Annotated in this window: 19 protein-coding genes; 11 read left to right on the top strand and 8 right to left on the bottom strand. The window is 71.9% G+C overall.

What is annotated here, in order from left to right; all coding sequences use genetic code 11:
- Positions 1–70 precede the first annotated feature (70 nt).
- A complete protein-coding gene (locus tag ACH4N1_RS20860; protein ID WP_398098965.1) occupies positions 71–760 on the bottom strand; it encodes a DUF1707 domain-containing protein in 690 nt (229 codons plus the stop codon).
- 167 nt (positions 761–927) lie between these two features.
- Between ACH4N1_RS20860 and ACH4N1_RS20855 the strand changes: the two genes are divergently transcribed.
- From ACH4N1_RS20855 to ACH4N1_RS20840, 4 genes are all read left to right on the top strand, one after another.
- Positions 928–2,595 carry a fumarate hydratase gene (locus ACH4N1_RS20855; RefSeq protein ID WP_398098963.1) on the top strand — a complete coding sequence of 556 codons (1,668 nt, stop codon included), beginning with the start codon at positions 928–930 and terminating at the stop codon, positions 2,593–2,595.
- Positions 2,596–2,782: 187 nt separating this feature from the next.
- Positions 2,783–4,168, top strand: a complete 1,386-nt coding sequence (locus ACH4N1_RS20850; protein ID WP_398098961.1) for a class II fumarate hydratase — start codon at positions 2,783–2,785, stop codon at positions 4,166–4,168.
- A gap of 72 nt (positions 4,169–4,240) precedes the next feature.
- Positions 4,241–4,933 (top strand): DUF402 domain-containing protein, encoded by a 693-nt coding sequence (locus ACH4N1_RS20845; protein WP_398098959.1) that lies wholly within the window; start codon positions 4,241–4,243, stop codon positions 4,931–4,933.
- Between the two features lie 296 nt (positions 4,934–5,229).
- Complete coding sequence (locus tag ACH4N1_RS20840; RefSeq protein WP_398098957.1) at positions 5,230–7,320, top strand: SpoIIE family protein phosphatase; 2,091 nt, start codon at positions 5,230–5,232, stop codon at positions 7,318–7,320.
- A gap of 246 nt (positions 7,321–7,566) precedes the next feature.
- On the opposite strand, the gene ACH4N1_RS20835 is transcribed toward ACH4N1_RS20840, so the two are convergent.
- Complete coding sequence (locus tag ACH4N1_RS20835) at positions 7,567–9,990, bottom strand: transglycosylase domain-containing protein (protein ID WP_398098956.1); 2,424 nt, start codon at positions 9,988–9,990, stop codon at positions 7,567–7,569.
- Positions 9,991–10,284: 294 nt separating this feature from the next.
- Between ACH4N1_RS20835 and ACH4N1_RS20830 the strand changes: the two genes are divergently transcribed.
- The 5 genes from ACH4N1_RS20830 (at position 10,285) to ACH4N1_RS20810 (ending at position 15,396) form a co-directional block, all read left to right on the top strand.
- Complete coding sequence (locus ACH4N1_RS20830; RefSeq protein WP_398098954.1) at positions 10,285–11,232, top strand: SPFH domain-containing protein; 948 nt, start codon at positions 10,285–10,287, stop codon at positions 11,230–11,232.
- Positions 11,229–11,549 carry a hypothetical protein gene (locus tag ACH4N1_RS20825; protein WP_398098952.1) on the top strand — a complete coding sequence of 107 codons (321 nt, stop codon included), beginning with the start codon at positions 11,229–11,231 and terminating at the stop codon, positions 11,547–11,549. Before ACH4N1_RS20830 ends, ACH4N1_RS20825 begins: the two co-directional genes overlap by 4 nt.
- 297 nt (positions 11,550–11,846) lie before the next feature.
- Positions 11,847–12,371, top strand: a complete 525-nt coding sequence (locus ACH4N1_RS20820) for a PadR family transcriptional regulator (RefSeq protein ID WP_382786588.1) — start codon at positions 11,847–11,849, stop codon at positions 12,369–12,371.
- The gene (locus ACH4N1_RS20815; RefSeq protein ID WP_398098950.1) at positions 12,368–13,057 is read left to right on the top strand and encodes an ABC transporter ATP-binding protein; all 690 of its coding nucleotides are present in this window, start codon (positions 12,368–12,370) and stop codon (positions 13,055–13,057) included. Before ACH4N1_RS20820 ends, ACH4N1_RS20815 begins: the two co-directional genes overlap by 4 nt.
- The gene (locus ACH4N1_RS20810) at positions 13,054–15,396 is read left to right on the top strand and encodes an ABC transporter permease (RefSeq protein WP_398098948.1); all 2,343 of its coding nucleotides are present in this window, start codon (positions 13,054–13,056) and stop codon (positions 15,394–15,396) included. Before ACH4N1_RS20815 ends, ACH4N1_RS20810 begins: the two co-directional genes overlap by 4 nt.
- A 90-nt stretch (positions 15,397–15,486) precedes the next feature.
- On the opposite strand, the gene ACH4N1_RS20805 is transcribed toward ACH4N1_RS20810, so the two are convergent.
- Positions 15,487–16,440, bottom strand: a complete 954-nt coding sequence (locus tag ACH4N1_RS20805) for a LysR substrate-binding domain-containing protein (RefSeq protein WP_398098946.1) — start codon at positions 16,438–16,440, stop codon at positions 15,487–15,489.
- 139 nt (positions 16,441–16,579) lie between these two features.
- Between ACH4N1_RS20805 and ACH4N1_RS20800 the strand changes: the two genes are divergently transcribed.
- Both ACH4N1_RS20800 and ACH4N1_RS20795 read left to right on the top strand, forming a co-directional pair.
- Positions 16,580–17,134, top strand: coding sequence for a peroxiredoxin (locus ACH4N1_RS20800; RefSeq protein WP_398098944.1), 555 nt, complete (start codon positions 16,580–16,582; stop codon positions 17,132–17,134).
- A gap of 6 nt (positions 17,135–17,140) precedes the next feature.
- Positions 17,141–17,674 carry an alkyl hydroperoxide reductase gene (locus tag ACH4N1_RS20795; protein WP_398098942.1) on the top strand — a complete coding sequence of 178 codons (534 nt, stop codon included), beginning with the start codon at positions 17,141–17,143 and terminating at the stop codon, positions 17,672–17,674.
- Between the two features lie 25 nt (positions 17,675–17,699).
- Here the strand turns inward: ACH4N1_RS20795 and ACH4N1_RS20790 are convergent, their stop codons facing one another.
- The 5 genes from ACH4N1_RS20790 to ACH4N1_RS20770 form a co-directional block, all read right to left on the bottom strand.
- Positions 17,700–19,124, bottom strand: a complete 1,425-nt coding sequence (locus tag ACH4N1_RS20790; RefSeq protein WP_398098940.1) for an AI-2E family transporter — start codon at positions 19,122–19,124, stop codon at positions 17,700–17,702.
- Positions 19,125–19,261: 137 nt separating this feature from the next.
- Positions 19,262–19,996, bottom strand: a complete 735-nt coding sequence (locus ACH4N1_RS20785) for a transglycosylase SLT domain-containing protein (protein WP_398098938.1) — start codon at positions 19,994–19,996, stop codon at positions 19,262–19,264.
- 59 nt (positions 19,997–20,055) lie between these two features.
- Positions 20,056–20,760 (bottom strand): transglycosylase SLT domain-containing protein, encoded by a 705-nt coding sequence (locus ACH4N1_RS20780; RefSeq protein ID WP_398098936.1) that lies wholly within the window; start codon positions 20,758–20,760, stop codon positions 20,056–20,058.
- Positions 20,761–21,150: 390 nt separating this feature from the next.
- A complete protein-coding gene (locus ACH4N1_RS20775; protein ID WP_398098934.1) occupies positions 21,151–22,476 on the bottom strand; it encodes a PhoH family protein in 1,326 nt (441 codons plus the stop codon).
- Positions 22,477–22,985: 509 nt separating this feature from the next.
- Positions 22,986–23,759, bottom strand: coding sequence for an isoprenyl transferase (locus ACH4N1_RS20770; protein WP_382790649.1), 774 nt, complete (start codon positions 23,757–23,759; stop codon positions 22,986–22,988).
- Between the last annotated feature and the right edge of the window lie 933 nt (positions 23,760–24,692).

Below are 24,692 nucleotides of genomic sequence, written 5' to 3'. Positions count from 1 at the left end.
CGATGCAGCAAGGCCTACCCGCTGTGCGTGCGCCTATGCACTGAGTTGACGGCCGCCGCCGTCGCGGCCGTCAACGGTCCAGGTGCTTGCGCACACTCCTGTCGACCTTGCGGTGGACCCGGTCGAGGATGTCCGCGACGACCTTGCCGCGCCTGGGCCGGGCCTCGACGCTGCCGAGGACGGCCCAGCCGTCGACGTAGACGACGGGGGCGCCGGGGTCGGGCGAGTCGAGGGTGTGCACCTCGAAGGTGCCCAGGACGCCGCCGCCGGTGCCGCGCAGCGACACGTTCTCCGGGACGCGGATGTCGACGCTGCCGAAGACCGAGAACGCCTTGATGACGACCTGCTGGTACTCGAAGACCGCCTCGCTCAGGTCGATGTCGACGCTGCCGAAGACCGCGTACGCGTGGATACGGCGGCCCGCGCGCCAGCGGCCCCTGCGGACGGCGGTACTGAAGATCGCGACCAGGCTGTCGTCCGGGTCGGCCGGGACGGCTCCGGCCGTCGGGCGGTTGGGGGCCGGGACGGGGGGCGGGGCCGGCCGGCCGTGCGCGGCGGGCAGGTCCCGGACGAACACGTCCAGTTCGCCGACCGTCTTCGCGGCCAGCACGCCCTCGACGCGCTCGGCGTGCTCGTCGGCGGTGAGACGCCCCTCGGCGAGAGCCTCGCGCAGGATGTCGGCGATGCGGTCACGGTCGGCGTCCGAGGCGCGCAACTCGCTCGCCGCGGCGCGCGGTCGGTTCTGCTTCTCAAGGTCCACGACAGCAGCGTACCGAAACACGATAGATCGCGATAGCCCTCTCCGGCGGCCGGCCGGCACCGAACTGAGCCTTACCTCACAGGCCCGCTGCGATCGGCAGGTCCTACGCTGGTGGGCGCCGCCAACGGAGGCCGGCCGCGCTGTCTGTCGAGTGAGGAATGGGCGACATGCCTGAGTTCGCGTACACCGATCTGCTCCCCATGGGAGAGGACACCACCCCCTACCGGCTGGTGACCTCCGAGGGTGTCTCCACCTTCGAGGCCGACGGGCGGACGTTCCTCAAAGTGGAGCCGGAGGCGCTGCGCAAGCTCGCCGAGGAGGCCGTCCACGACATCCAGCACTACCTGCGCCCGGCCCACCTCGCCCAGCTCCGCCGCATCATCGACGACCCGGAGGCCTCGGCGAACGACAAGTTCGTCGCCCTGGACCTGCTGAAGAACGCGAACATCGCGGCCGCGGGCGTCCTGCCCATGTGCCAGGACACCGGCACCGCCATCGTCATGGGCAAGCGCGGGCAGAACGTGCTGACCGAGGGCGGCGACGAGGAGGCCCTCAGCCGCGGCATCTACGACGCCTACCTCAACCTCAACCTGCGCTACTCGCAGATGGCTCCCCTCACCATGTGGGAGGAGAAGAACACCGGCTCCAACCTGCCGGCCCAGATCGAGCTGTACGCCACCGACGGCGGCGCCTACAAGTTCCTCTTCATGGCGAAGGGCGGCGGCAGCGCCAACAAGTCCTTCCTCTACCAGGAGACGAAGGCCGTCCTGAACGAGGCCTCCATGATGAAGTTCCTGGAGGAGAAGATCCGCTCCCTCGGTACGGCCGCCTGCCCGCCGTACCACCTGGCGATCGTGGTCGGCGGCACCTCCGCCGAGTACGCGCTCAAGACCGCCAAGTACGCCTCCGCGCACTACCTGGACGAGATCCCCGCCGAGGGCTCGCCGCTCGGGCACGGCTTCCGGGACAAGGAGCTGGAGGAGAAGGTCTTCGAGCTGACGCAGCGGATCGGGATCGGCGCGCAGTTCGGCGGCAAGTACTTCTGCCACGACGTGCGGGTCGTGCGGCTCCCGCGGCACGGTGCCTCGTGCCCCGTCGCGATCGCCGTGTCGTGCTCCGCCGACCGGCAGGCCGTCGCGAAGATCACCGCCGAGGGCGTCTTCCTGGAGCAGCTCGAGACCGACCCGGCGCGGTTCCTGCCGGACACGACCGACGAGCACCTGGACGAGTCCTCCGACGTGGTGAGGATCGACCTGAACCAGCCGATGGACACGATCCTCGCCGAGCTGACGAAGTACCCGGTGAAGACCCGGCTGTCCCTGTCCGGGCCGCTCGTCGTGGCCCGCGACATCGCGCACGCCAAGATCAAGGAACGCCTCGACGCCGGCGAGGAGATGCCGCAGTACCTGAAGGACCACCCGGTGTACTACGCCGGTCCGGCCAAGACGCCCGAGGGCTACGCGTCCGGCTCCTTCGGCCCGACGACGGCCGGCCGCATGGACTCCTACGTCGAGCAGTTCCAGGCCGCCGGCGGCTCGAAGGTCATGCTCGCCAAGGGCAACCGCAGCAAGCAGGTCACCGACGCGTGCGGCACCCACGGCGGCTTCTACCTCGGCTCCATCGGCGGCCCGGCCGCCCGGCTCGCCCAGGACTGCATCAAGAAGGTCGAGGTCGTCGAGTACGAGGAACTCGGCATGGAGGCGGTCTGGAAGATCGAGGTCGAGGACTTCCCGGCGTTCGTCGTAGTGGACGACAAGGGCAACGACTTCTTCCAGGATCCCGCTCCGGCGCCGACGTTCACGAGCATCCCGGTGCGGGGGCCGGGGCTGGCGTAGGGCCACGGGGAAGTGGCGGGGGTTTCGGCCCCCGCCACCCCGCGCCGCCCCCGTCGCCGCTCCCCGCCCCGCCCCGCCCCGCCCCGCCCCGGAAGGCTGTCGCCCCCGGACCCCCGCTCCTCGGACGCCGGAGGGGCTGGATCGGCCGCCCCGGAACAACCCCGCCGCCCCGTTCGCTGTACCCCGTATGACCGAATACCGCATCGAGCACGACTCCATGGGCGAAGTCCGCGTCCCGGCGGACGCCAAGTGGCGGGCCCAGACCCAGCGGGCCGTCGAGAACTTCCCCGTCTCGGGGCAGCGCATCGAGCGCGCCCACATCGAGGCGCTGGCCCGGATCAAGGGGGCCGCCGCGAAGGTGAACGCCGAGTTGGGCGTGCTCGACGAGGAGATCGCCCGGGCGATCCAGGAGGCGGCCGGTGAGGTCGCCGAGGGCAGGTGGGACGCGCACTTCCCGGTCGACGTGTTCCAGACCGGGTCCGGGACGTCGTCGAACATGAACACCAACGAGGTCGTCGCCACCCTGGCGACCGAGCGGCTCGGCCGGGACGTGCACCCCAACGACCACGTGAACGCCTCGCAGTCGTCCAACGACGTCTTCCCGTCGTCGATCCACATCGCCGCCACCGCCGCCGTCACCCGTGACCTGATCCCCGCCCTGGAGCACCTGGCCGGCTCCCTGGAGCGCAAGGCGGCGGAGTTCTCCGACGTGGTGAAGTCGGGGCGCACCCACCTCATGGACGCCACGCCCGTGACCCTGGGGCAGGAGTTCGGCGGGTACGCCGCGCAGGTGCGGTACGGCGTGGAGCGGCTGACGGCCTCCCTCCCCCGGCTCGCCGAACTGCCGCTGGGCGGCACGGCGGTGGGGACGGGCATCAACACGCCGCCCGGTTTCTCCGCGGCCGTCATCGAGGAGGTCGCCCGGGTCACCGGGCTGCCGCTGACGGAGGCGCGCGACCACTTCGAGGCGCAGGGCGCGCGCGACGGCATCGTGGAGACCAGCGGGCAGCTGCGGACGATCGCCGTGGGACTGACGAAGATCGCCAACGATCTGCGGTGGATGGCCTCGGGGCCGCGGACCGGGCTGGCGGAGATCTCGCTGCCCGACCTGCAGCCTGGGTCCTCGATCATGCCGGGCAAGGTCAACCCGGTGATCCCGGAGGCGGTGCTGATGGTCGCCGCGCAGGTCGTGGGGAACGACGCCACCGTGGCGACGGCGGGCGCGGCCGGCAACTTCGAGCTGAACGTGATGCTGCCGGTCATCGCCAAGAACGTGCTGGAGTCGGTCCGGCTGCTCGCCAACGTGTCGCGGCTGCTCGCCGACCGCACCGTGGACGGGATCGTCGCCCACCGCGAACGCGCCCGCGAGTACGCCGAGTCGTCGCCGTCCGTCGTCACCCCGCTGAACAAGTACATCGGGTACGAGGAGGCCGCGAAGGTCGCCAAGAAGGCGCTGGCGCAGCGCCGGACGATCCGCGAGACGGTGCTCGACGGCGGGTACGTGGAGCGCGGTGACCTCACGCTCCAGCAGCTCGACGAGGCACTCGATGTCCTGCGGATGACATGCCCGTAACCTTTCGCGGCCGGCGCGAGAACCGTGACGCGTACCGCAGCGTCGTATGGCCATGGCACCTAATATCTGTGCATGGCAGACGGTGGAGCGGTGAGGCGCGTGGGAACGGGTGGGGCGGCGGGCTTCTGGCGGCCCGGGGACCAGATCCTGTGGCGGTACCGGGAGAACGGCGGCGCGGGTGTCCACATCGCCCGCCCCGTCACCGTCGTCCGGGACGACGAGGAGCTGCTGGCCGTGTGGCTGGCCCCCGGCACCCAGTGCGTCAGACCCGTGCTCGCCGACGGCACTCCCCCGCACCAGGAGCCGCTGCGCACGCGCTACACCAAGCCGCGGACGGTGGTGCCGGGCCGCTGGTTCGGCACCGGCGTGCTGAAGCTGGCCCGGCCCGACGAGCCCTGGTCGGTGTGGCTGTTCTGGGAGCCGGGCTGGCAGTTCAAGAACTGGTACGTCAACTTCGAGGAGCCGCTGGTCCGCTGGGACGGCGGGGTGGACTCCGAGGACCACTTCCTGGACCTGTGCGTCTATCCCGACCGCTCCTGGGGCTGGCGCGACGAGGACGAGTTCGCGCAGGCTCAGCAGGACGGGCTGATGGACGTGTCGGTGGCCGAGCGGGTCCGGGAGGCCGGCCGGTCGGCGGTGGAGGTGGTCCGTGCCTGGGGCGCGCCGTTCGCCGACGGCTGGGAGGACTGGCGCCCGGATCCGTCCTGGGCGGTACCGTCGTTGCCGCAGGACTGGCATCGAACGCCTGCGCGCCTGTCCACATGAGACCCTTGATGTGCCCCCGGGCGGCAAACGTAGGATCGTCCTCCGCAAGGGCGCTCCCACCGTAACTCCCGGAGCGGGCGCCAGGTCTGACCGAACGTCACCGAGGGGCGGCAGGACGTGAGCGAGGGGTACGAGGGCAGTACCGGCAGGGGCCGCGGTGGGCCCACCGGTGGCACAGGAACAGCCTCTGACCACGCGGGAAATCCGTTCCGGGGACATGTATTCCGGGTATCGGATTCTCTGCGGGACCGACTGCACGCGCGGCGCGCAGCCCCGGACGGACGGATTCGACACGCGTGACGGAGCAGCCCACCTCCTACGAACGCCCTCAGGGCGTGGACCCCACGGACGACCGCGGGGCGCTCCTGCGTACCCAGGAGGCCTCGCCCGGCGCCGCCGCCTTACCGCCCGCCGACCGGGCCCGTACCGACGGTCCCCCGGGCACCACCGCGCCGGGCGGCCCGGCGCCCTGCCCCCAGGGGAAGGATCAGGCCGTTTCCGACGCCGAGCACTCACAGCCTGCGGCCGCCGAGCCGGACGCGCACCGGCCGCGCCCCGCGCCCGAGGCCATACCGCTCCAGCCGGGCGCCGAGACGCGCCCGGACGGCCGGGACCGGCGTACCGGACAGGGGCCCGCGACCGGCCGGCAGCCCACGCCGATGCGGCGGGACGGCGACCGGCTGCGCTTCGTGGGCGCGGCGACCCGGCGGATCGCCCGCGGTCTGGACCTGGACGAGATCGTGATGGGGCTGTGCCGGGCCACCGTGCCGACCTTCTCCGACGCGATCCTGGTCTATCTGCGCGATCCGCTGCCGGTCGGCGACGAGCGGCCGGTCGCCGACCGGGTGGTGCTGCGGCTGCGGCGCACCGACCGGATCCCCGAGGAGCGCGAGCCCGAGCCCGGGTTCGCGCAGCTCGGTCTGCCGCCCCCCGAGGCGCCGGAGCTGTCCGAACTGTCGGCGGCGATCGCGGAACTGTGCGAGGTGCGCCCGGGCGGGGCCCTCGCCGAGGTGCTGCGGGGGGTGCGTCCGGTGTTCGCGGACACCCCGGCGGCGACCGCCGCGCTGCCCGAACTCCTCGGCCCGGAGAACCGGTTGGACGTTCCGGGCGGCCAGCGGGCGATCCTCGCGCCGCTGCGCGGCCGGCGCCGGGTGATCGGGGCCGCGGTCTTCATCCGCCGTCCCGAGCGCATCCCGTTCGACACGGACGACCTGCTGGTGGCGGCGCAGCTCGCCACGCACAGCGCCCTGGGCATCGACAAGGCGGTGCTGTACGACCGTGAGGCGTACATCGCCGACGAGCTCCAGCGCACGATGCTGCCGGAGACCCTGCCGCGGCCCACGGGCGTGCGGCTGGCCTCCCGTTATCTGCCCGCGGCGGAGACCGCGCGGGTGGGCGGCGACTGGTACGACGCGATCCCGCTGCCGGGCAGCCGCGTCGCGCTGGTGGTCGGTGACGTCATGGGGCACTCCATGACCAGCGCCGCCATCATGGGCCAGCTCCGCACGACGGCCCAGACGCTGGCCGGGCTGGACCTGCCCCCGCAGGAGGTGCTGCACCACCTGGACGAGCAGGCCCAGCGCCTGGGCACCGACCGCATGGCGACCTGCCTCTACGCCGTCTACGACCCGGTGTCGCACCGCATCACCATCGCCAACGCCGGCCATCCCCCGCCCATCCTGCTGCACCTGGGCGGCCGGGCCGAGGTGCTGCGGGTGCCGCCGGGCGCCCCGATCGGGGTGGGCGGCGTCGACTTCGAGGCCGTCGAGCTGGACGCGCCCGCCGGTGCCACACTGCTGCTGTACACGGACGGTCTGGTGGAGTCCCGGCTGCGGGACGTGGCGACCGGCATAGAGCAGCTGCGCGAGAAGCTCGCCGCGACCGCGCAGCTGACCGGCCCCGACCATCCGCCGCCGTTGGAGGCGCTGTGCGACGAGGTCCTCGACATGCTCGGTCCCGGCGACCGGGACGACGACATCGCGCTGCTGGCCGCCCGCTTCGACGGGATCGCGCCCAGTGACGTCGCGTACTGGTTCCTGGAGCCGGAGGACGCGGCTCCGGGGCGGGCCCGGCGCCTGGCCCGGCGGGCGCTGGCCCGCTGGGGCATGGAGGAGATGACGGACTCCGTCGAGCTGCTGGTGAGCGAGGTGGTGACCAACGCGGTGCGGTACGCCACCCGGCCGGTGTCGCTGCGGCTGTTGCGCACCGACGTGCTGCGCTGCGAGGTCGGCGACGACGTGCCGCAGCTGCCCCGGCTGCGGCAGGCCCGTGCCACCGACGAGGGCGGCCGCGGGCTGTACCTGGTGAACCGGCTGGCCCGGCGGTGGGGAGCGACCCGGCTGAGCACCGGGAAGGTGGTCTGGTTCGAGCTGAACCAGGGCTCGTAGGGTGCACCAGGGCTCGTGGGCCGCGCCGTCCCGGTGGCGGGACGGCGGGCGGCGGTACGACGCGGAGGGGGGGGGCGGGGGGGGGGGGGGGGCCCCCCCCCGGGGGGGGGCCCCCCCCCCCGGGGGGGCCGGCCGGGGGGGGCGGGGGGGGGGCCCCGGGGGGGGGGGGGGGGGGGGGGGGGGGGGCGGCGGGGGGGGGGCGGGGGGGGGGGGGCGGGCCCCCCCTCCGCGTCGGTCTCCGCCCCGCTACTGGCTGCCGGTGCCGCTGCCGAACTGCGGATCCAGCGGGTTCTGGGGTTCGCCGGTCGTCGGCGTCCCCGTGGTCGGCGTCTGCGACGGTTCCTGGGTGGTCGGCGTCTCCGACGGTTCCTGGGTGGTGGGCGTCTCCGACGGTTCCTGCGTCTTCGACGGCTCGCTCGACGGGGACTCCGTGGTCGGTTCCTCCGACGGCTCCTCCGAGGGCGACTGCGAGGGGCTCGTCGTGATGCTGGGCTGGACCGCCGCGCCCTGGTCGGTCTCCAGGTCGAACCTGCTGACCTTGCTCGAGACGCCGAAGGTGTACGCCGCCCAGATCTGCGCCGGGTAGCCACCGCCGTTGACGCGGCCCTTGCCGGGGAGCAGGCCGGTCGCGCCGGTCATGGTGACCTGGGGGTGCGGCGGCTTGGCGGACTCGCCGAACAGGCCGACCGAGGTGACCAGGTCGGGCGTGTAGGCGGTGAACCAGGCCGACTTGTTGTCGTCGGAGGTGCCCGTCTTGCCCGCGACCTTCTGGCCGTTGCGCAGGGGGTTGTCCCGCACGGACTTCTGGGCCGTGCCGTCGTCGACCACGCCGGTGAGCACCGAGGTGACCGTGTCGGCGGCCTCGCGGCTGACGACCTGCCCGCCGATCGGGTCGGCCGGCTTCACGGCGTGGGTGCTGCTCTCCGCCGCCTTGATGAGCGTCGGGGTGACCTTCTTGCCGTGGTTGTCGAGGGTCGCGTACACGCCGGCCATCTGCAGCGGGCTCGCGCCCATGGTGCCGAGGGTCTGCGCGGGCACGGCCTTCAGGTCCGCGGTGTCCATGCCGAGGTCGGAGGCGGTCTTGAGGACCTTGTCCATGCCGACGTCGACGCCCAGCTGGGCGAAGACGGAGTTGATGGACTTGTTCATCGCGGTCTGGACGGTGACGTCGCCGTAGTCGACGTCGTCCTCGTTCTCCGGGGCGAAGCCGATGTCGCTGCCGACGACGGGGCGCTTGCTGGTGCCGTCGTAGACCGTGTTCACGCTGATCTTCTGGTCGTCCTGGGTCACCGCGCCCTGGTCCAGGGCGGCGGCCAGGATCACCGGCTTGAAGGTGGAGGCGGGCTGGTAGTCGGTGCGGGTGGCGTTGTTCGTGTAGTGCTTGACGTAGTCCACACCGCCGTACATCGCCACGACCGCGCCCGTCTTCGGGTTCACGGAGACGGCGCCCGCCTGGATGTCGCCGTCGACCGGGCGCTTCTTCGCGTCCAGCTTGCTGGTCAGCTGTTCCTTGACGGACTTCTCCAGCGCCTTCTGCTTCTTCTTCTCGATGTTGAGGGTGATGTTCCAGCCGCCGGCGCCGACCATCGCCTCGGCCTCCTGGCTGCTGTCGGCGACGCCCTGTTCGACGAGCTGCCTCTCCAGTTCGCTGTTGGCCGCCTTCACCAGGTAGCCGACCTGGCCCTCCTGCCCGGGGACGGCCTTGGGCTCCTCGGGGAACGGGAACTTCATGCCGTCGCGCTCGGCCTTGTCGAGCCAGTCCTCCTCGACCATGTTGTCGAGGACGTAGTTCCAGCGCTGCTGGACCAGCTTCTTGCCGGTGTCGCTGGCGGAGGCCCAGTCGTACTGGCTGGGGGCCTGGAGCAGGGCCGCGAGGTAGGCGCCCTGGGGGACGCTGAGCTTGTCGGCGTCGACGCGGTAGTAGGCCTGGGCCGCCGCCTGGATGCCGTAGGCGCCGCGGCCGTAGTAGCTGGTGTTGATGTAGCCGGCCAGGATGTAGTCCTTGGACTCCTCCCGGTCCAGCTTGAGGGAGATGACCAGTTCCTTGAGCTTGCGGGTGACCGTCTGTTCCTGGGTCAGGTAGTAGTTCTTGACGTACTGCTGCGTGATCGTCGAACCGCCCTGGGCGCCCCTGCCCATGACCGTGTTGAGGAGACCGCGCGCGGTGCCCTTCAGGTCGACGCCGGCGTCGTCGTAGAAGCTCTTGTTCTCGGCGGCGACGAAGGCGTGCTGGACCTCCTTGGGGACCTCGGCGAGGTCGACGTTCTCCCGGTTGACGTCGCCGTCGCGGGTGAGCAGCGTGCCGTCGCCGTACTTGTAGACGTTGCTCTGGAGCTTGGCGGCGGCGTTGCCGGCGGGAATCGGCGTCGTCATGTACAGGACGATGAAGGCGCCGATGACGAGCACGCAGAAGCCCAGGAACCCGCCGAGCATCTTCTTCCAGGTGAACAGGCGGCGTATGCGGCCCTTGCCGCCCTCGGCCCCCCTGCCGCCCTTCGCCGCGCCGCGGCGGGCCGCCGCGCGCCCGCCGGCCGCGGTGCGCGTCGCGCCCTGCGCCGACGGCACCGACTCGGCGTGCGACGCGGGGGCCGCCGTCTGCGACGAGCGGTTCCCGGGCGCCGCGCGACGACCACCACGCTGTCGCGCTCGTCTGTCTTCCGCTCGTCCCATGAGTCCGCTCGCTCCGCTTCCTACTCGCCAGTCGCACCAGTGCCCGGAGGCAGGTCAGCTCAGAAAGCTAACACCGCTCTCTGTGACGAACGGGTCTCGATCCGGCCCCACGGGGGCGTGAGAATCAGCACCCCCGACGGGGGAACCGGCGCACCGTTCCACCGGAACCGACGCCCGAGAGCCACCGAGGGTTGCCATCGCGCGATAAAGTGATATCACTTAGATAGACCACAGCTCATCCGCGGGCGACCACCGGACCACCGGCCCGTCCGCCCGCGAGAAACGGGGGGACCCATGTCCGCGAACGAGTCCACGCACGACCCGTCGGCCACCGCCGACGTGCCCGAGATGCCCGCCCCGCGGGTGCGCGAGTTCCCGGCCCGCAGCGTGGGCGGCGGCCTCGCCCTGCTGTCCGGCCTGCTCGGACTGCTGGCCGGCGCCGCCCTGCTCGCCGCCGCCACCACCGTGACCGCGACCGGCGGCAAGGCCGCGCTCGTCACCGGCGGCGTCCTCGTCGCGCTCGCCGCGTTCCTCGCGATGTGCGGGCTGAACACGGTGGCGCCGGGCGAGGCCCGCGTGGTGCAGCTGTTCGGGCGCTACCGGGGGACCATCCGCGAGGACGGACTGCGCTGGGTGAACCCCTTCACCTCCCGCGAGAAGATCTCGACCCGCGTCCGCAACCACGAGACCGCCGTCCTCAAGGTCAACGACGCCTACGGCAACCCCATCGAGCTGGCCGCGGTCGTCGTGTGGAAGGTGCAGGACACCGCGCAGGCCTCCTTCGAGGTGGACGACTTCGTGGAGTTCGTCTCCACCCAGACCGAGGCCGCGGTGCGGCACATAGCCATCGAGTACCCCTACGACGCCCACGACGAGGACGGGCTCTCGCTGCGCGGCAACGCCGAGGAGATCACCGAGAAGCTCGCCGTCGAGCTGCACGCGCGCGTGGCGGCCGCCGGTGTGCGGATCATCGAGTCCCGCTTCACGCACCTCGCCTACGCTCCGGAGATCGCCTCCGCGATGCTCCAGCGGCAGCAGGCCGGCGCGGTGGTCGCGGCGCGGCGCGAGATCGTGGACGGCGCGGTCGGCATGGTGGAGGCGGCGCTCGGCCGGATCGCCGAACAGGGCATCGTGGAACTGGACGAGGAACGGAAGGCGGCGATGGTGTCCAACCTGATGGTGGTGCTGTGCGGGGACCGCGCACCGCAGCCGGTGCTGAACGCGGGGACGCTCTACCAGTGACCCCGCCCGAAGAGGGGGCCGCCCCTCGGCGTCGGCCGCAGCAGCGCAAGCAGGTGCTGCTGCGGCTCGATCCGCTGGTGCACGACGCGCTGGCCCGGTGGGCCTCCGACGAACTGCGGTCGGCGAACGCGCAGATCGAGTTCCTGCTGCGGAGGGCGCTGAAGGAGGCGGGCAGGCTGCCCGGGGAGGCCGGCCCCCTGCCCCGCCGGGGACGGCCACCCGGCACTCCCGGCACTCCCGGCACTCCCGGCACTCCCGGCACTCCCGGTACTCCCGGCACTCCCGGCGGCCCCACCCCGGGGCCCCCGCCGGCCTGACCGCCCGGGCCCTCGAAGCGGGGGCCCGCCGGGCCGGCCCGCGACGTCCGGCCGCCACGTCCGGCCCCGGCGTTCAGCGTTCAGCCCGTCCGGCCCCGGCGTTCAGCGTTCAGCCGCCGCGTCCGGCCCCGGCGTCCGGCCCCGGCATCCGGCCGCCACGTCCAACCGCCGCACACCGGGCGGTCGCTGTGACGAACCTGTGACAACCAGCCCCCACCTGCACCGCCGTACGGCGCGCCACGACCTCTGCACTCCGTGTATACACACCGCGTATACACCGTGTGTACAGTCGTCCTCATGTCCATCGGTCACACACTCCTCGGGCTCCTGGAGTCCGGTCCCCGCCACGGTTACGACCTCAAGCGGGCCTTCGACGAGAAGTTCGGTCACGACCGGCCGCTGCACTACGGCCAGGTCTATTCGACGATGTCCCGGCTGCTGAAGAACGGCCTGGTCGAGGTCGACGGCATCGAGGCCGGCGGCGGCCCGGAGCGCAAGCGGTACGCCATCACCGACGCCGGGATCACCGACGTCGCCCGCTGGCTCGCCACGCCCGAGAAGCCCGAGCCGTACCTCCAGTCGACGCTCTACACCAAGGTCGTCCTCGCGCTGCTCACCCACCGCGACGCGGCCGACATCCTGGACACGCAGCGCTCCGAGCACCTGCGCAGCATGCGCGTCCTCACCGACCGCAAGCGCCGGGGCGACCTCGCCGACCAGCTGATCTGCGACCACGCCCTGTTCCACCTGGAGGCCGACCTGCGCTGGCTGGAACTGACCGCCGCCCGTCTGGACCGGCTGCGAGAGGCGGTGACCGCGTGAGCGCCCCCGCCGGTTCGCTGCTCGCCGCGGAGAACCTCCGCAAGGCCTACGGTCCGACGCTCGCGCTGGACGGCGCCGAGTTCTCCATCCACCCCGGCGAGGTCGTCGCCGTCATGGGCCCCTCCGGGTCCGGCAAGTCCACGCTGCTGCACTGCCTCGCCGGGATCGTGACGCCCGACTCCGGCTCGATCACGTACGACGGGCAGGAACTGGCGACGATGAACGACGCCCGGCGCAGTGCGCTGCGGCGCTCGGAGTTCGGGTTCGTGTTCCAGTTCGGGCAGCTCGTGCCGGAGCTGACCTGCGTGGAGAACGTGGCGCTGCCGCTCAGGCTGAACGGCACCCCGCGCAAGCAGGCCGAGCGGGCCGCCCTGGCGTGGATGGAGCGGCTGGAGGTCGACGACCTGAAGGGCAAGCGGCCCGGTGAGGTGTCGGGCGGGCAGGGGCAGCGGGTGGCCGTGGCGCGGTCGCTCGTCACCGACCCCCGGGTGCTGTTCGCCGACGAGCCGACCGGCGCGCTGGACTCCCTCAACGGCGAACGCGTGATGGAGCTGCTGACCGAGGCCGCCCGGTCGGCCAACGCGGCCGTCGTCCTCGTCACGCACGAGGCCCGGGTGGCCGCCTACTCCGACCGCGAGATCGTCGTACGGGACGGGAAGTCGCGGGACATGGAGCGCGTCATATGAACGTCCGCCAGTGGTCCAGGGACCTGGGCCTGGGGGTCCGGTTCGCCTTCGCCGGCGGACGGGAGGGGTGGATCCGGGCCGTCCTGACAGCCGTGGGCGTCGGGCTCGGCGTCGCCGTCCTGCTGCTGACGACGGCGGTGCCGAACGCCCTCGCGGTGCGCCACGACCGTGAAGACGCCCGGCTCGACTGGCCGTTCGGGGCGACCCAGCCGGCCAGGGGCGACGACACCCTGCTGATCGCCGACTCCGACACGACGTTCCGCGACAAGGACATACGCGGCCGGATCGTGGAACCCGAAGGAGCCCGGGCCCCACTGCCGCCCGGCGTGAGCCGGTTCCCGGCCAAGGGCGACATGGTGGTCTCGCCCGCGTTGAAAAAGCTGCTCGCCTCCGACGGTTCGGCGTTGCTGCGGGAGCGGCTGCCGTACCGCGTCGTCGGGACGATCGGGGAGGCCGGACTGATCGGCTCCCGGGAACTCGCCTACTACACGGGCGCCTCCGGACTCGCCGCACACCTCGACGACAGCGTGGGGGCGGTCCGGCTGAAGGAGTTCGGGAACCCCGAGCCGACGGAGGAGGAGACCGACCCGGTGCTGCTCCTGCTCGTCCTCGTCGTCATCGTGGTGCTGCTCATGCCGGTGGCCGTGTTCATCGCCGCGGCCGTGCGGTTCGGCGGTGAGCGGCGCGACCGCAGGCTCGCCGCCCTCCGGCTGATCGGCAGCGACGGGCGGATGACGCGGCGCATCGCGGCGGGCGAGGCGATGGCCGGCTCGCTGCTGGGCCTGGTCCTCGGCGCGGTCTTCTTCCTGATCGGCCGTCAGGTGGCCGGTTCGGTCGAGGTGATGGGCATCAGCGTGTGGCCCAGCTACCTCGACCCCTCCCCCGCGCTGGCCGCGCTGATCGTGCTGGCGGTGCCGACGGCCGCGGTCCTGGTCACCCTCTTCGCGCTGCGGGGCGTGGTGATCGAACCCCTCGGCGTGGTGCGCACGGCCCGGCCCGCGCGGCGACGGCTGTGGTGGCGGCTGCTGCTGCCGGTGGCCGGCCTCGCGATGCTCTACCCGATGATCGGACAGGGCCGCGAGAACGGGGACTTCAACCAGTACCTGGTGACCGGCGGCGTCCTGCTCCTCCTCGTCGGGATCACCGCCCTGCTGCCCTGGCTCGTGGAGTCGGTCGTGGCCAGGCTCGGCCCGGGCGGTGTCGCCTGGCAACTGGCCGTGCGAAGGCTGCAGTTGAGCAGCGGTACGGCGGCCCGGATGGTCAACGGCATCGCGGTGGCGGTCGCCGGGGCGATCGCGCTGCAGATGCTGTTCGCGGGCGTGGACGGCGACTACACCAAGTCCACCGGCCAGGACGTCGCCCGGGCGCAGATGCAGGTCCAGGTGCCGGACGGCGCCCCGATGGCCGACACCGCCCGGAAGTTCGCCGACACCGAGGGCGTCCGCAAGGTCACGGCCCTGTGGGAGGGCTACCTGGGCGACTCCTCCTGGAACAGCGAGAACGGCCCGAGCGTGAGCGCGGCGCTGACCGTGGGCGACTGCCCGGCCCTGCGCGAGCTGGCGAAGCTTCCCTCGTGCGAGGACGGGGACGTCTTCGTGGTCGACGGCGCCGAGTACGCCCCGGAGGGTCCGCAGCTGAACAGGCCCGGCAAGAAGCTGTACCTGGAGCAGTCCACGCCGGAAGGCAGCCGGGAGACCGTCTGGACCGTCCCCGCGGGCGTCACCGAGGTCCGGTCGCTCAAGGGGCTCACCGAGTGGGAGCGCGGAGGTTTCCTGCTGACGCCGAGCACGCTGCCCGAGGCGGCCGGGAAGCTGGTCAGCGGGCAGCTGTACCTCTCGTTCGACGAGTCCGTGCCCGACGCCTACGACCACGCCCGCAACACGGCGTTCCACGTGGATCCGCTGGCCCGCCCGACGAACTGGTACTCCACGCAGGAGGACCAGAAGTTCACCTCCATCCGCACCGGTCTGCTCGTCGGCTCCGCCTGTGTGCTGGTGCTGATCGGGGCGAGCCTGCTGGTGTCGCAGCTGGAGCAGTTGCGCGAACGCCGCAAGCTGCTGTCCGCGCTGGTCGCCTTCGGCACCCGCCGCCGCACGCTGAGCATGTCGGTGCTGTGGCAGACGGCGATCCCGGTCGGGCTCGGCCTGCTGCTGGCCTCGCTGGTGGGCATCACGCTGGGCGGGGTGCTGCTGCGGATGACGGGCACGCCGGTGAGCGTCGACTGGCCGAGCGTGCTGGCGATGACCGCCACCGGTGCCGCGGTCGTCCTCGGGGTGACGCTGCTGAGCCTGCCGCCGCTGCTGCGGCTGATGCGGCCGGACGGCCTGCGCACGGAGTGAGCGCGCGGCCGGTGCGCCGTACGGCCGGTGGTCCGCCGTCGCGGGCCTCGACCCGCCGTGTCCCGCGCGCGGCCGGCCGTACCGGGGGTGTCACGCGCCCGCCCCGAGAACGCGCACCGGCAGCGGCACCAGCGCCTCCCGCAGGGAGTCCGCCAGTTCGGCGTACTCGGCGCCGCGGGCCGCGCCGGAGCGCATGACGAGGGCGATCCGGCGGGTGGGGGCGGGGTCGGCGAACCGGCCGGTGAGGAGCTGTGTGCTGCGACTGGTCTCGACGGTGACGGCGGTGCGCGGCAGCAGGGTGCAGCCCAGGCCGCCGGCGACGAGCTGGACGAGGGTGGAGAGCCCGGCGGCCGTGGTGGTCACCGGGGCGTCCTCGCGGCCGGCCTCCCGGCAGATGTCCAGGGCCTGGTCGCGCAGGCAGTGCCCCTCGTCCAGGAGCAGCAGGTTCAGCTCCCTGAGGGCCTCGCGCGGGATGCCCTCGCGTCCGCCCAGCCGGTGGCCGAGCGGGGTGACGAGCACGAAGTCCTCGTCGAAGAGGGGGAGTTCGGTGACGCCGGGCATGCCGAGGGGGACGGCGAGCAGCAGCAGGTCGAGGCGGCCGGTGTGCAGTCCGTCGACCAGGCTGGCGGTCTGCTCCTCGTGGACCTGGAGGTCGAGCGCCGGGTAGCGGTCGTGGACCAGGCGCAGGACGGTGGGCAGGAGGTAGGGCGCGACGGTGGGGATGACCCCGAGCCGCAGCACCCCGGTGAACGGCGCCCGCACCGCGTCCGCCTCCTCCATCAGCGCCCCGACCTCGGCGAGCACCGCCCTGGCCCGTACGGCGAGGCGCTCACCGGCCGGGGAGAGCAGCACCTTGCGCGTCGTACGCTCCAGGAGGGTCACGCCGAGGGTCTCCTCCAGCGCGGAGACGGCGCCGGACAGGGCGGGCTGGCTCATGCCGATGGCGGCGGCCGCGTCCCGGAAGTGCAGGTGCTCGGCGACGGCCGCGAAGGCCCGCAGTTGCGCCAGACTGGGCAGCCGCCTCTTGGCCCCGCCATTACCCATGGTCACTGATAGTCCCCTCCGATCAACCCGACCGAGTGTAGCGATTTCTGCAATCAATGCACCCTGTGCCAGCATCAGGTCCGTCCAACCCATGAGAAGCGTCCGCGATCCGGACGCTTCTTCGCTGCAAGGAGAGCGTGTGCTCACTGTCGGTGACAAGTTCCCCGAGTTCGAACTGACCGCCTGCGTCTCGCTGGAGAAGGGTGCGGAGTTCGAGCAGATCCACCACAAGTCCTACGAGGGCAAGTGGCTGGTCGTGTTCGCGTGGCCCAAGGACTTCACCTTCGTGTGCCCCACCGAGATCGCCGCGTTCGGCAAGCTGAACGACGAGTTCGCCGACCGCGACGCGCAGATCCTGGGCTTCTCCGGCGACTCCGAGTTCGTGCACCACGCCTGGCGCAAGGACCACCCGGACCTGACCGACCTGCCGTTCCCGATGCTGGCGGACTCCAAGCGCGAGCTGATGCGGGACCTCGGCATCGAGGGCGAGGACGGCTTCGCCCAGCGTGCCGTCTTCATCGTCGACCCCAACCGTGAGATCCAGTTCACGATGGTCACCGCGGGCTCCGTCGGCCGCAACCCCAAGGAGGTCCTGCGGGTCCTGGACGCGCTGCAGACCGACGAGCTGTGCCCGTGCAACTGGACCAAGGGCGAGGACACCCTCGACCCGGTCAAGCTGCTGGCCGGGGAGTGACCTGAGATGTCCCTCGACACCCTGAAGTCCGCGATACCGGACTACGCCAAGGACCTGAAGCTCAACCTCGGCTCGGTCATCGGCAACTCCGACCTGCCCGCCCAGCAGTTGTGGGGCACCGTGCTGGCGACCGCGATCGCCTCGCGCTCCCCGATCGTGCTGCGCGAGCTGGCGCCGGAGGCGAAGGCGAACCTCTCGCCCGAGGCGTACACGGCGGCGAAGTCGGCCGCCGCGATCATGGCGATGAACAACGTCTTCTACCGCACCCGCCACCTGCTGTCGGACCACGAGTACGGCAACCTGCGGGCCGGGCTGCGGATGAACGTGATCGGCACCCCCGGGGTCGACAAGGTCGACTTCGAGCTGTGGTCGTTCGCGGTCTCCGCGATCAACGGTTGCGGGATGTGCCTGGACTCGCACGAGCAGGTGCTGCGCAAGGCGGGCGTCGAGCGTGAGGTGATCCAGGAGGCGTTCAAGATCGCCTCGGTGATCCAGGCGGTCGGCGTCACCCTCGACACGGAGGCCGTCCTCGCCGAGTGACGGCGGCTTCGGCCTCGGGCCCCGTTCACCCCTCGGGGTGGGCGGGGCCCTGCCGTTCCCCGCCCGCGGCGCCCTGCCGGGCCCCGTCGTCGGAGGCTGCCGCCGCCGGACCCCCGCCGTCGGGCTGGACGGACCCGTCCACGAAGGCCGGAGGGGCGGCCGGCCGGACCGGCGCCACGTCGACCGCGGTGGCGCCCCTGGGCTGCGGGGCCGTCCGCGGGGCCGGTTCGCGCGAGTAGGCGTGCAGGTAGCCCACCACCGTGTTCGTCACCGCCACCAGCGGTACGGCGACCACCGCGCCGCCGATGCCGGCGACCATGCCGCCGGAGGCGACCGCGAGGACCACCGCGAGCGGGTGGACGCGCACGGCGCGGCCCAGGATGAACGGCTGGAGGATGTGGCCCTCGATCTGCTGCACGGCCAGCACGACCGCCAGCGTCATCACCGCGGTGAACACGCCCTGTGTGACCAGGGCGACGACGACGGCGAGCGCCCCGGAGGCGACCGCGCCGACCAGGGGGATGAAGGAGAACAGGAAGATGAAGACGGCCAGCGGCACGGCCATGGGCACGTCGAGGAAGTAGATGCCGAGGCCGATGAAGACGGCGTCGATCAACGCGACCACCACCGTGCCGCGCACGTACGCCGTGAGGGTCGCCCAGGCCCGCGGGCCGGCGCCCGCGACACCCGGCCGGGCGGCGGCGGGGACCAGCTTGAGGGTCCACTGCCAGATGCGCTTGCCGTCGTAGAGCAGGAACAGCGTCGAGAAGAACGACAGCAGGATGCCGGTGAGGGCCTCCACGACGACGGTGACGCCCTCCAGGCCGGCGGAGGTGATCTCGTCGGTGTTGGCGCCGACCGCCTCGCGCAGGTTCTTGGCGATTCCGTTGATCTGCTTGTCGGTGACGTGGAAGGGGCTGTTGAGGAGCCAGCGGCGGAGGTCGTCGATGCCGTCCTGGACCTGGTCGGAGAGGTTGTCGATGTTCTCCATGACCTGCCAGGTCACGAACCAGCCCATCAGGCCGATGACGACGAACCCGAGGATCGCCGTCAGCGCGGTCGCGGGCCCGCCGGGGACCCCCAGCCGCTTCAGCCGGGCCACGGTGGGTTCGAGGAGCGCGGTCAGCAGCAGGGACACCACGAAGGCCAGCACGACCAGTTGGACGGCGGTGATGACCTTCATCAGGACCCAGACGGTCCCGGCGAGCACCAGCAGCCGCCAGCCCGCCTCGGCGGCGACCCGGACACCCCACGGGACGACCTGTGCCGGGTCGGGGCGCGGCGCGGGCGGCGGCAGTTCCGCGATGGGCGCCACCGGCGTCTCGGGCACCGCCGGTTCGGGCCCGGCGCCGCTCCCTCGGTCGGCCTCGGCCCGACGTTCGTCGAGCCGCTCACCCATCTCGGTCAGACCGGCACCGAGCCGGCCGAGCCACCCTGGCACTCTCGACATGATCCGCCTTCTTCCCCCGTCTCTCCCCACCACTCACCCCTGGAGTCGTCGGCATCGACCGTACAGGGCGAAAGCCCCTCCCCCTAGGACGGGGAGGGGCTGCGCGGGGTTGCGAGGGACCGGCTCGGTACGGGCCGTCAGTACGAGCCGTTGGCCTGCCAGTAGGCCCAGGCGTCGCAGGGACTGCCGTAGCGGTCGTTCATGTAGTTCAGGCCCCACTTGATCTGGGTGGCCGGGTTGGTCCGCCAGTCGGCACCCGCGGACGACATCTTCGATCCGGGGTAGGCCTGGACGAGGCCGTAGGCGCCGGAGGAGGGATTGACGGCCTTGTGGTTCCAGCCGGACTCGTGGTCCACGATGTTGCTGAAGCACTGGAACTGCCCGCTGGGAATGATCTGGCGGGCGATGGCCTGCACCTCGGCGACCGAGTACGACGCCTGCTGGGTGAAGGTGGCGCTGCCCGCGGCCGACTGCGTCGCGGTGTCGGCCTTCGTCCGCGCGCGCTCCTCGGCCTCTTTCTCGGCCTTCTCGGCCTCTTCCTGGGCTTTCTCGGCTTTCGCCTCGGCCGCGGCGGCCTTCTGCTTGGCGACCGCGTCCTCGGCGGCCTGTCTGCGGGCCGTCTCCTCCGCCGTCTTCTTGGCGGTGGCGTCGGCGGCGACGGCCTGGGCGTCGGCCTGCCGGGCCAGCGAGGCCGTCTGCACCTGGGCCTGTGCGCCCGCGGGTAAGTCGGCGAGCAGCGTCGAACCGCCGGTCGCCTGGGCGTCGTCGGCGGTCTGCGCGGCACCGCCCTGGGCCACGCCCATGACGGCGCCGACGGTGGTGACCGCGGTCGCCGAGGCCACGGCGAATCCTCTGGCCGATATCGGACTCACACGGATTCCTTCTGCTGGGCCGTCGGATGAGGGGGAACGGCGGCGGGGGCCGCCCGCGCTCAGTACCAGTGGTTGGCCTGCCAGAACGACCAGGCGTCACACGGGCTGCCGTAGCGGTCGTTCATGTAGTTCAGCCCCCACTTGATCTGGGTGGCCGGATTGGTCTGCCAGTCGGCACCCGCGGACGCGTACTTGCCGGCGGGCAGCGCCTGGAAGAGGCCGTAGGCGCCGGAGGAGGCGTTGACGGCCTTGTAGTTCCAGCTGGACTCGTGGTCCACGATGTTGCTGAAGCACTGGTACTGGCCGCCGGGCACCATCTGCTGCGCCATCGCCTGGATCTGGCCGATGGTGTAGGAGCTCTGGACGGCGAAGGTCGTGGAGCTGCGGCTCGCGGCGGCCTTGGCCTCGGCGCGTTCCTTGGCGTCCGCGGCCGCCTTCTCGGCGGCCTCCTTCTTCGCGATCGCGGTCTTGGCGGCGGCCTTGCGGGCCGCTTCCTCAGCGTCCTTCTTGGCGCTTTCGTCCGCGGCGATGGCCTGGACACTGGCCTGCTGCGTCAGGGAAGCGGTCTGCACCTGGGCCTGCTGGCCCGCGGGGATGTCAGCGAGGAGCGTCGTCGCGTCGCTTGCCGTCGCTTCCGCGTCGTTGGGCTGCGCGATGCTGCCCGAGGCAACACCGACGACGCTTCCGACGGCGGTGACCGCGGTGGCCGAGGCCACTGCGAATCCCCGGACCGAGATCCGGCTCACACGGTTTCCTTCCAGCATCGCCCGCTTCGGTGACCCTGGCGGACGCAATCGTGCCCCTGAACACTGGCCTCCGAACTGCGGGGTCACGGGAGGCGCGGGCCCGGTGGGCAACTCCCTGTTCGGGAGCGCCGCGTGGTGCTCGGGCGGCATACGACGAAGCTATGGAGTTGGTGTGGTGCCGTATCGCTGGCGATACATGGGTGTCGTATGCGGGGCCTGACAGGATGGAGACTCTGCCGTAACCCGACGCCGGGTGGCAATTCCGAGTTGCGTGTGAAAGCTCACATCCCGTTTCGCCCTGGGTGTTTCCTCGTTCGCCCCCACACGAAGGCGCCGCCCGGCTAGGCTCACAGCCTTTGCCGAGCGGCGCCAACTGTCCGACGACACCCACGAAGCGGGGCGGTCCGGTCAGATGTGACCGTCCTCCAGCATTTCGGTCACAAGGGCCGCGATCTGGGACCTCTCGGACCGGTTCAGGGTGACGTGCGCGAAGAGCGGATGCCCCTTCAGTTTCTCCACGACGGCGACGACCCCGTCGTAGCGGCCGACCCGGAGATTGTCCCTCTGTGCCACGTCGTGGGTCAGAACGACCCGCGAATTGGCGCCGATCCGGGACAGAACGGTCAGCAGGACGTTCCGCTCCAGCGACTGGGCCTCGTCGACGATCACGAACGCGTCGTGCAGCGAGCGGCCGCGGATGTGGGTGAGCGGCAGGACCTCGAGCATGCCGCGGGCGGTGACCTCCTCGATGACCTCGCGGCTGGTGACCGCGGACAGCGTGTCGAAGACCGCCTGCGCCCAGGGGCTCATCTTCTCGGCCTCGGAGCCGGGCAGGTAGCCCAGTTCCTGCCCGCCGACCGCGTACAGCGGGCGGAAGACCATCACCTTCTGGTGCTGGCGGCGCTCCAGGACCGCCTCCAGGCCGGCGCACAGCGCGAGCGCCGACTTGCCGGTGCCGGCCCGGCCGCCCATCGACACGATCCCGACGTCCGGGTCGAGCAGCAGATCGAGCGCGATGCGCTGCTCGGCGCTGCGGCCCTTGATGCCGAACGCCTCCCGGTCGCCGCGCACCAGCCGGACGCCGCCGTCGGCCGTGACCCGGCCGAGCGCCTTGCCGCGCTCGGACTGGATGGTCAGGCCGGTGTGCACGGGCAGCTCGGAGGCTTCCGGGACGTACACGCGTCCTTCCTCGAAGAGGATGTCCACCTGTTCGCCGGGCAGCGTCAGTTCCGACATTCCGGTCCAGCCGGAGGAGTCCGTGATGGCCAGTTCGGCCCGGTACTCCTCGGCGAGCAGTCCCACGGAGGACGCCTTGATCCTCAGCGGGAGGTCCTTCGACACGACGGTGACGTCGAACCCCTCGGCCTGGAGGTTGCGGGCGACCGCGAGGATGCGCGAGTCGTTGTCCCCCAGGCGGTAGCCGGTGGGCAGCACGCTGGGGTCCGAGTGGTTCAGCTCGACACGGAGGGTGCCGCCCAGCTCCCCGATCGGAATGGGGGCGTCGAGACGGCCGTGCTTCACCCGGTAGTCGTCGAGCAGGCGCAGGGCCTGCCGGGCGAAGTAGCCGAGTTCGGGATGGTGCCGCTTGGCCTCCAGCTCGGTGACCACGACGACGGGGAGCACGACCTCATGCTCGTCGAAGCGGTTCATGGCGTGCGGGTCGGCCAGCAGGACGCTGGTGTCGAGAACGTAGGTGCGCCGGTCTGGCTTGTGGCGCTTTGTGCTGGTCACCACGGAAGGACGTACCCCCTCGGATGAGGTCGGGGAGCGACGGAGTGGAGCTGGACCGGAGTTCGACCGCCTGCACGGGCCGAAAACCGGCCCTCCGCTGCGTCCGTGCGGACCGCACGATCGGGCTGGTGCAAAGGGCCTCCCGGGCGGACGGCCCCGTGCCGTCCGCTGAGATCCGACACCCGTGGTTCGGGCGTCGACCTGCTTGGTTTATGCCCTCGAAGATGCGCCGCCATGCCACGGCGTATGACGGCGCGTTGATGAACTCCTTGTTACTTCTGCCCCGGACGGGGTACCCGGGGGCTTTCACCGGGGGGGCAGGAAGACGTGGCCGGGGCCGTGGGTACGGCCGGCCGGCCGTGGCGTCTTCGGTGCGCACGGCGGTGCCGTCGTCGGTGGAGGCGGCCGGGCCGACGTCGGCGCACGGTGTCATCGGCGCGCGGTGTCATCGGCTCATACCGCCATCGGCGCGTGCGGCCGGAAACGGCCGTCGTGCCGGTGGCGCGGTCGGCTCAGCCGCCGAAACGCCGGTGCCGGGCCTCGTAGTCGCGCAGGGCGCGCAGGAAGTCGACCTTGCGGAAGGCCGGCCAGAACACGTCGCAGAAGTAGTACTCCGAGTGAGCGGTCTGCCACAGCATGAATCCGGACAGCCGCTGTTCGCCGCTGGTGCGGATCACCAGGTCGGGGTCGGGCTGGGCTCCGGTGTAGAGGTGGCGGCCGATCATGTCGATGTCGACGGACTCGGCGAGGTCCTCCATCGAGACGCCCTTGTCCCGGGCGTCGAGGATCATCGAGCGGACCGCGTCGGCGATCTCCTGGCGGCCGCCGTAGCCGATGGCGACGTTGACGAGTATCCCGTCGACGTCGGCGGTGGCCTCCTCGGCCTCCTTCAGCGTGTGCTGCATGCCGGCCGGCAGGAGGTCGGGCGTGCCGACGTGGTGCACGCGCCAGCGGCCGTCGGCGGCGAGGGTGCGGACGACGTCCTCGATGATGCCGAGGAGGGGGACCAGTTCCTCCTCGGCGCGGTCGAAGTTGTCCGTGGACAGCAGCCAGAGGGTGACGACGCCGACGTCCGTCTCGGAGCACCAGCCGAGGAACTCCTCGATCTTGTCGGCGCCCGCCCGGTGGCCGTGCACGGTGGTGGAGCCCGCGGCCTTCGCCCAGCGCCGGTTGCCGTCCATGATCACGCCGATGTGCTTGGGCACCTGAGCGTGGTCCAGGTGGCCTTCCACCCGGCGCGCGTACAGCCTCACCAGCAGGCCGCGCAGCTTGTCGCGCAGGTTCACGTGAATGTCAGCCCCTCCGTGCGGTGGCGGTCCCCGCGGGCGGCAGCCTACCCCCCAGGGAGCCGGGGCGGGCGGGCGGGGTGCGGGCGGGCCCTGCGGGACCCCGCTCCCCGCGAGCACAAAAAACGGGCCGGTCCGTGGGGGGGATACGGACCGGCCCGAGGGGGGGTTTCCACCATAACCCTTCGTGAGGGATGTCGTGTGCATCGGCGCGCCACAATTACTCTCCGGAGTCGTCCGGCGACGGGGCGCTGACGAGACGGGGTGGGATTCGCAGGTGGTTCATGACCGAAAGGCGGCGGAATACAGGCGGACCGCCCCGGACACCGATGAAAGCGGAGGTTTTTGCGCCGGTTGGGCCCCGACCGGGTCGCGCGACCGATTTCCCTCCGATGGGCTAACCCCGGCGACGCGTCCGCTTGACGCGGCACGTCACCGCGCAGCCCCCTCCGCTGCGCGGTGACGCCCGCGCAGCTTTGCTGGCGCGAATTGCCTGGCGTCGAATCTACCGGAGGCGGGGCGGCGGTCCGGACCAACTCCGATAACGATGTGGAAACCCTGTGGAGATGATGAGGCGATGTATGAAGGTGTGGGCTGAATGCCCTTTTCGCGCGGGGTCGTTGTCCCGGCGCGGGTCCGGGGGACGGCCGACCCCGTGAGGCCCGACGGGGGTCGGCGGGCGCAAACGAGTCGCGGCTCCCGGAGCGAGCGGCAGGAGAAGGGGAGTTGGGCGAGCAGATCCAGCGGGTGGGCGAAGTGCGGTGAGCACGGCCGGAGTTGACGGCCAGGGAGGTGACGGCCGGGCCGCACGCCCGACGGCCGGGCGCGCGGCCGGAGTGCCGGGCGCGCGGCCGGAGTGCCGGGCGCGCGGCCGGAGTGCCGGGCGCGCGGCCGGAGTGCCGGGCGCGCGGCCGGAGTGCCGGGCGCGCGGCC

The sequence above is a fragment of the Streptomyces sp. NPDC017202 genome (assembly GCF_044331705.1).
In the GTDB taxonomy this organism is placed as follows: Bacteria; Actinomycetota; Actinomycetes; order Streptomycetales; family Streptomycetaceae; genus Streptomyces.
Note: the sequence above shows the minus strand (reverse complement) of the source record. Positions and strands in the feature narration are given on the sequence as shown.

Excerpts from the sequence above, each read along its gene's own strand:
- ACH4N1_RS20835 (WP_398098956.1), bottom strand. The coding sequence starts at position 9,990 with ATGGGACGAGCGGAAGACAGACGAGCGCGACAGCGTGGTGGTCGTCGC.
- ACH4N1_RS20850 (WP_398098961.1), top strand. The coding sequence starts at position 2,783 with ATGACCGAATACCGCATCGAGCACGACTCCATGGGCGAAGTCCGCGTC.
- ACH4N1_RS20790 (WP_398098940.1), bottom strand. The coding sequence starts at position 19,124 with ATGTCGAGAGTGCCAGGGTGGCTCGGCCGGCTCGGTGCCGGTCTGACC.
- ACH4N1_RS20805 (WP_398098946.1), bottom strand. The coding sequence starts at position 16,440 with ATGGGTAATGGCGGGGCCAAGAGGCGGCTGCCCAGTCTGGCGCAACTG.
- ACH4N1_RS20810 (WP_398098948.1), top strand. The coding sequence starts at position 13,054 with ATGAACGTCCGCCAGTGGTCCAGGGACCTGGGCCTGGGGGTCCGGTTC.
- ACH4N1_RS20795 (WP_398098942.1), top strand. The coding sequence starts at position 17,141 with ATGTCCCTCGACACCCTGAAGTCCGCGATACCGGACTACGCCAAGGAC.
- ACH4N1_RS20845 (WP_398098959.1), top strand. The coding sequence starts at position 4,241 with ATGGCAGACGGTGGAGCGGTGAGGCGCGTGGGAACGGGTGGGGCGGCG.
- ACH4N1_RS20855 (WP_398098963.1), top strand. The coding sequence starts at position 928 with ATGCCTGAGTTCGCGTACACCGATCTGCTCCCCATGGGAGAGGACACC.
- ACH4N1_RS20780 (WP_398098936.1), bottom strand. The coding sequence starts at position 20,760 with ATGCTGGAAGGAAACCGTGTGAGCCGGATCTCGGTCCGGGGATTCGCA.
- ACH4N1_RS20830 (WP_398098954.1), top strand. The coding sequence starts at position 10,285 with ATGTCCGCGAACGAGTCCACGCACGACCCGTCGGCCACCGCCGACGTG.
- ACH4N1_RS20820 (WP_382786588.1), top strand. The coding sequence starts at position 11,847 with ATGTCCATCGGTCACACACTCCTCGGGCTCCTGGAGTCCGGTCCCCGC.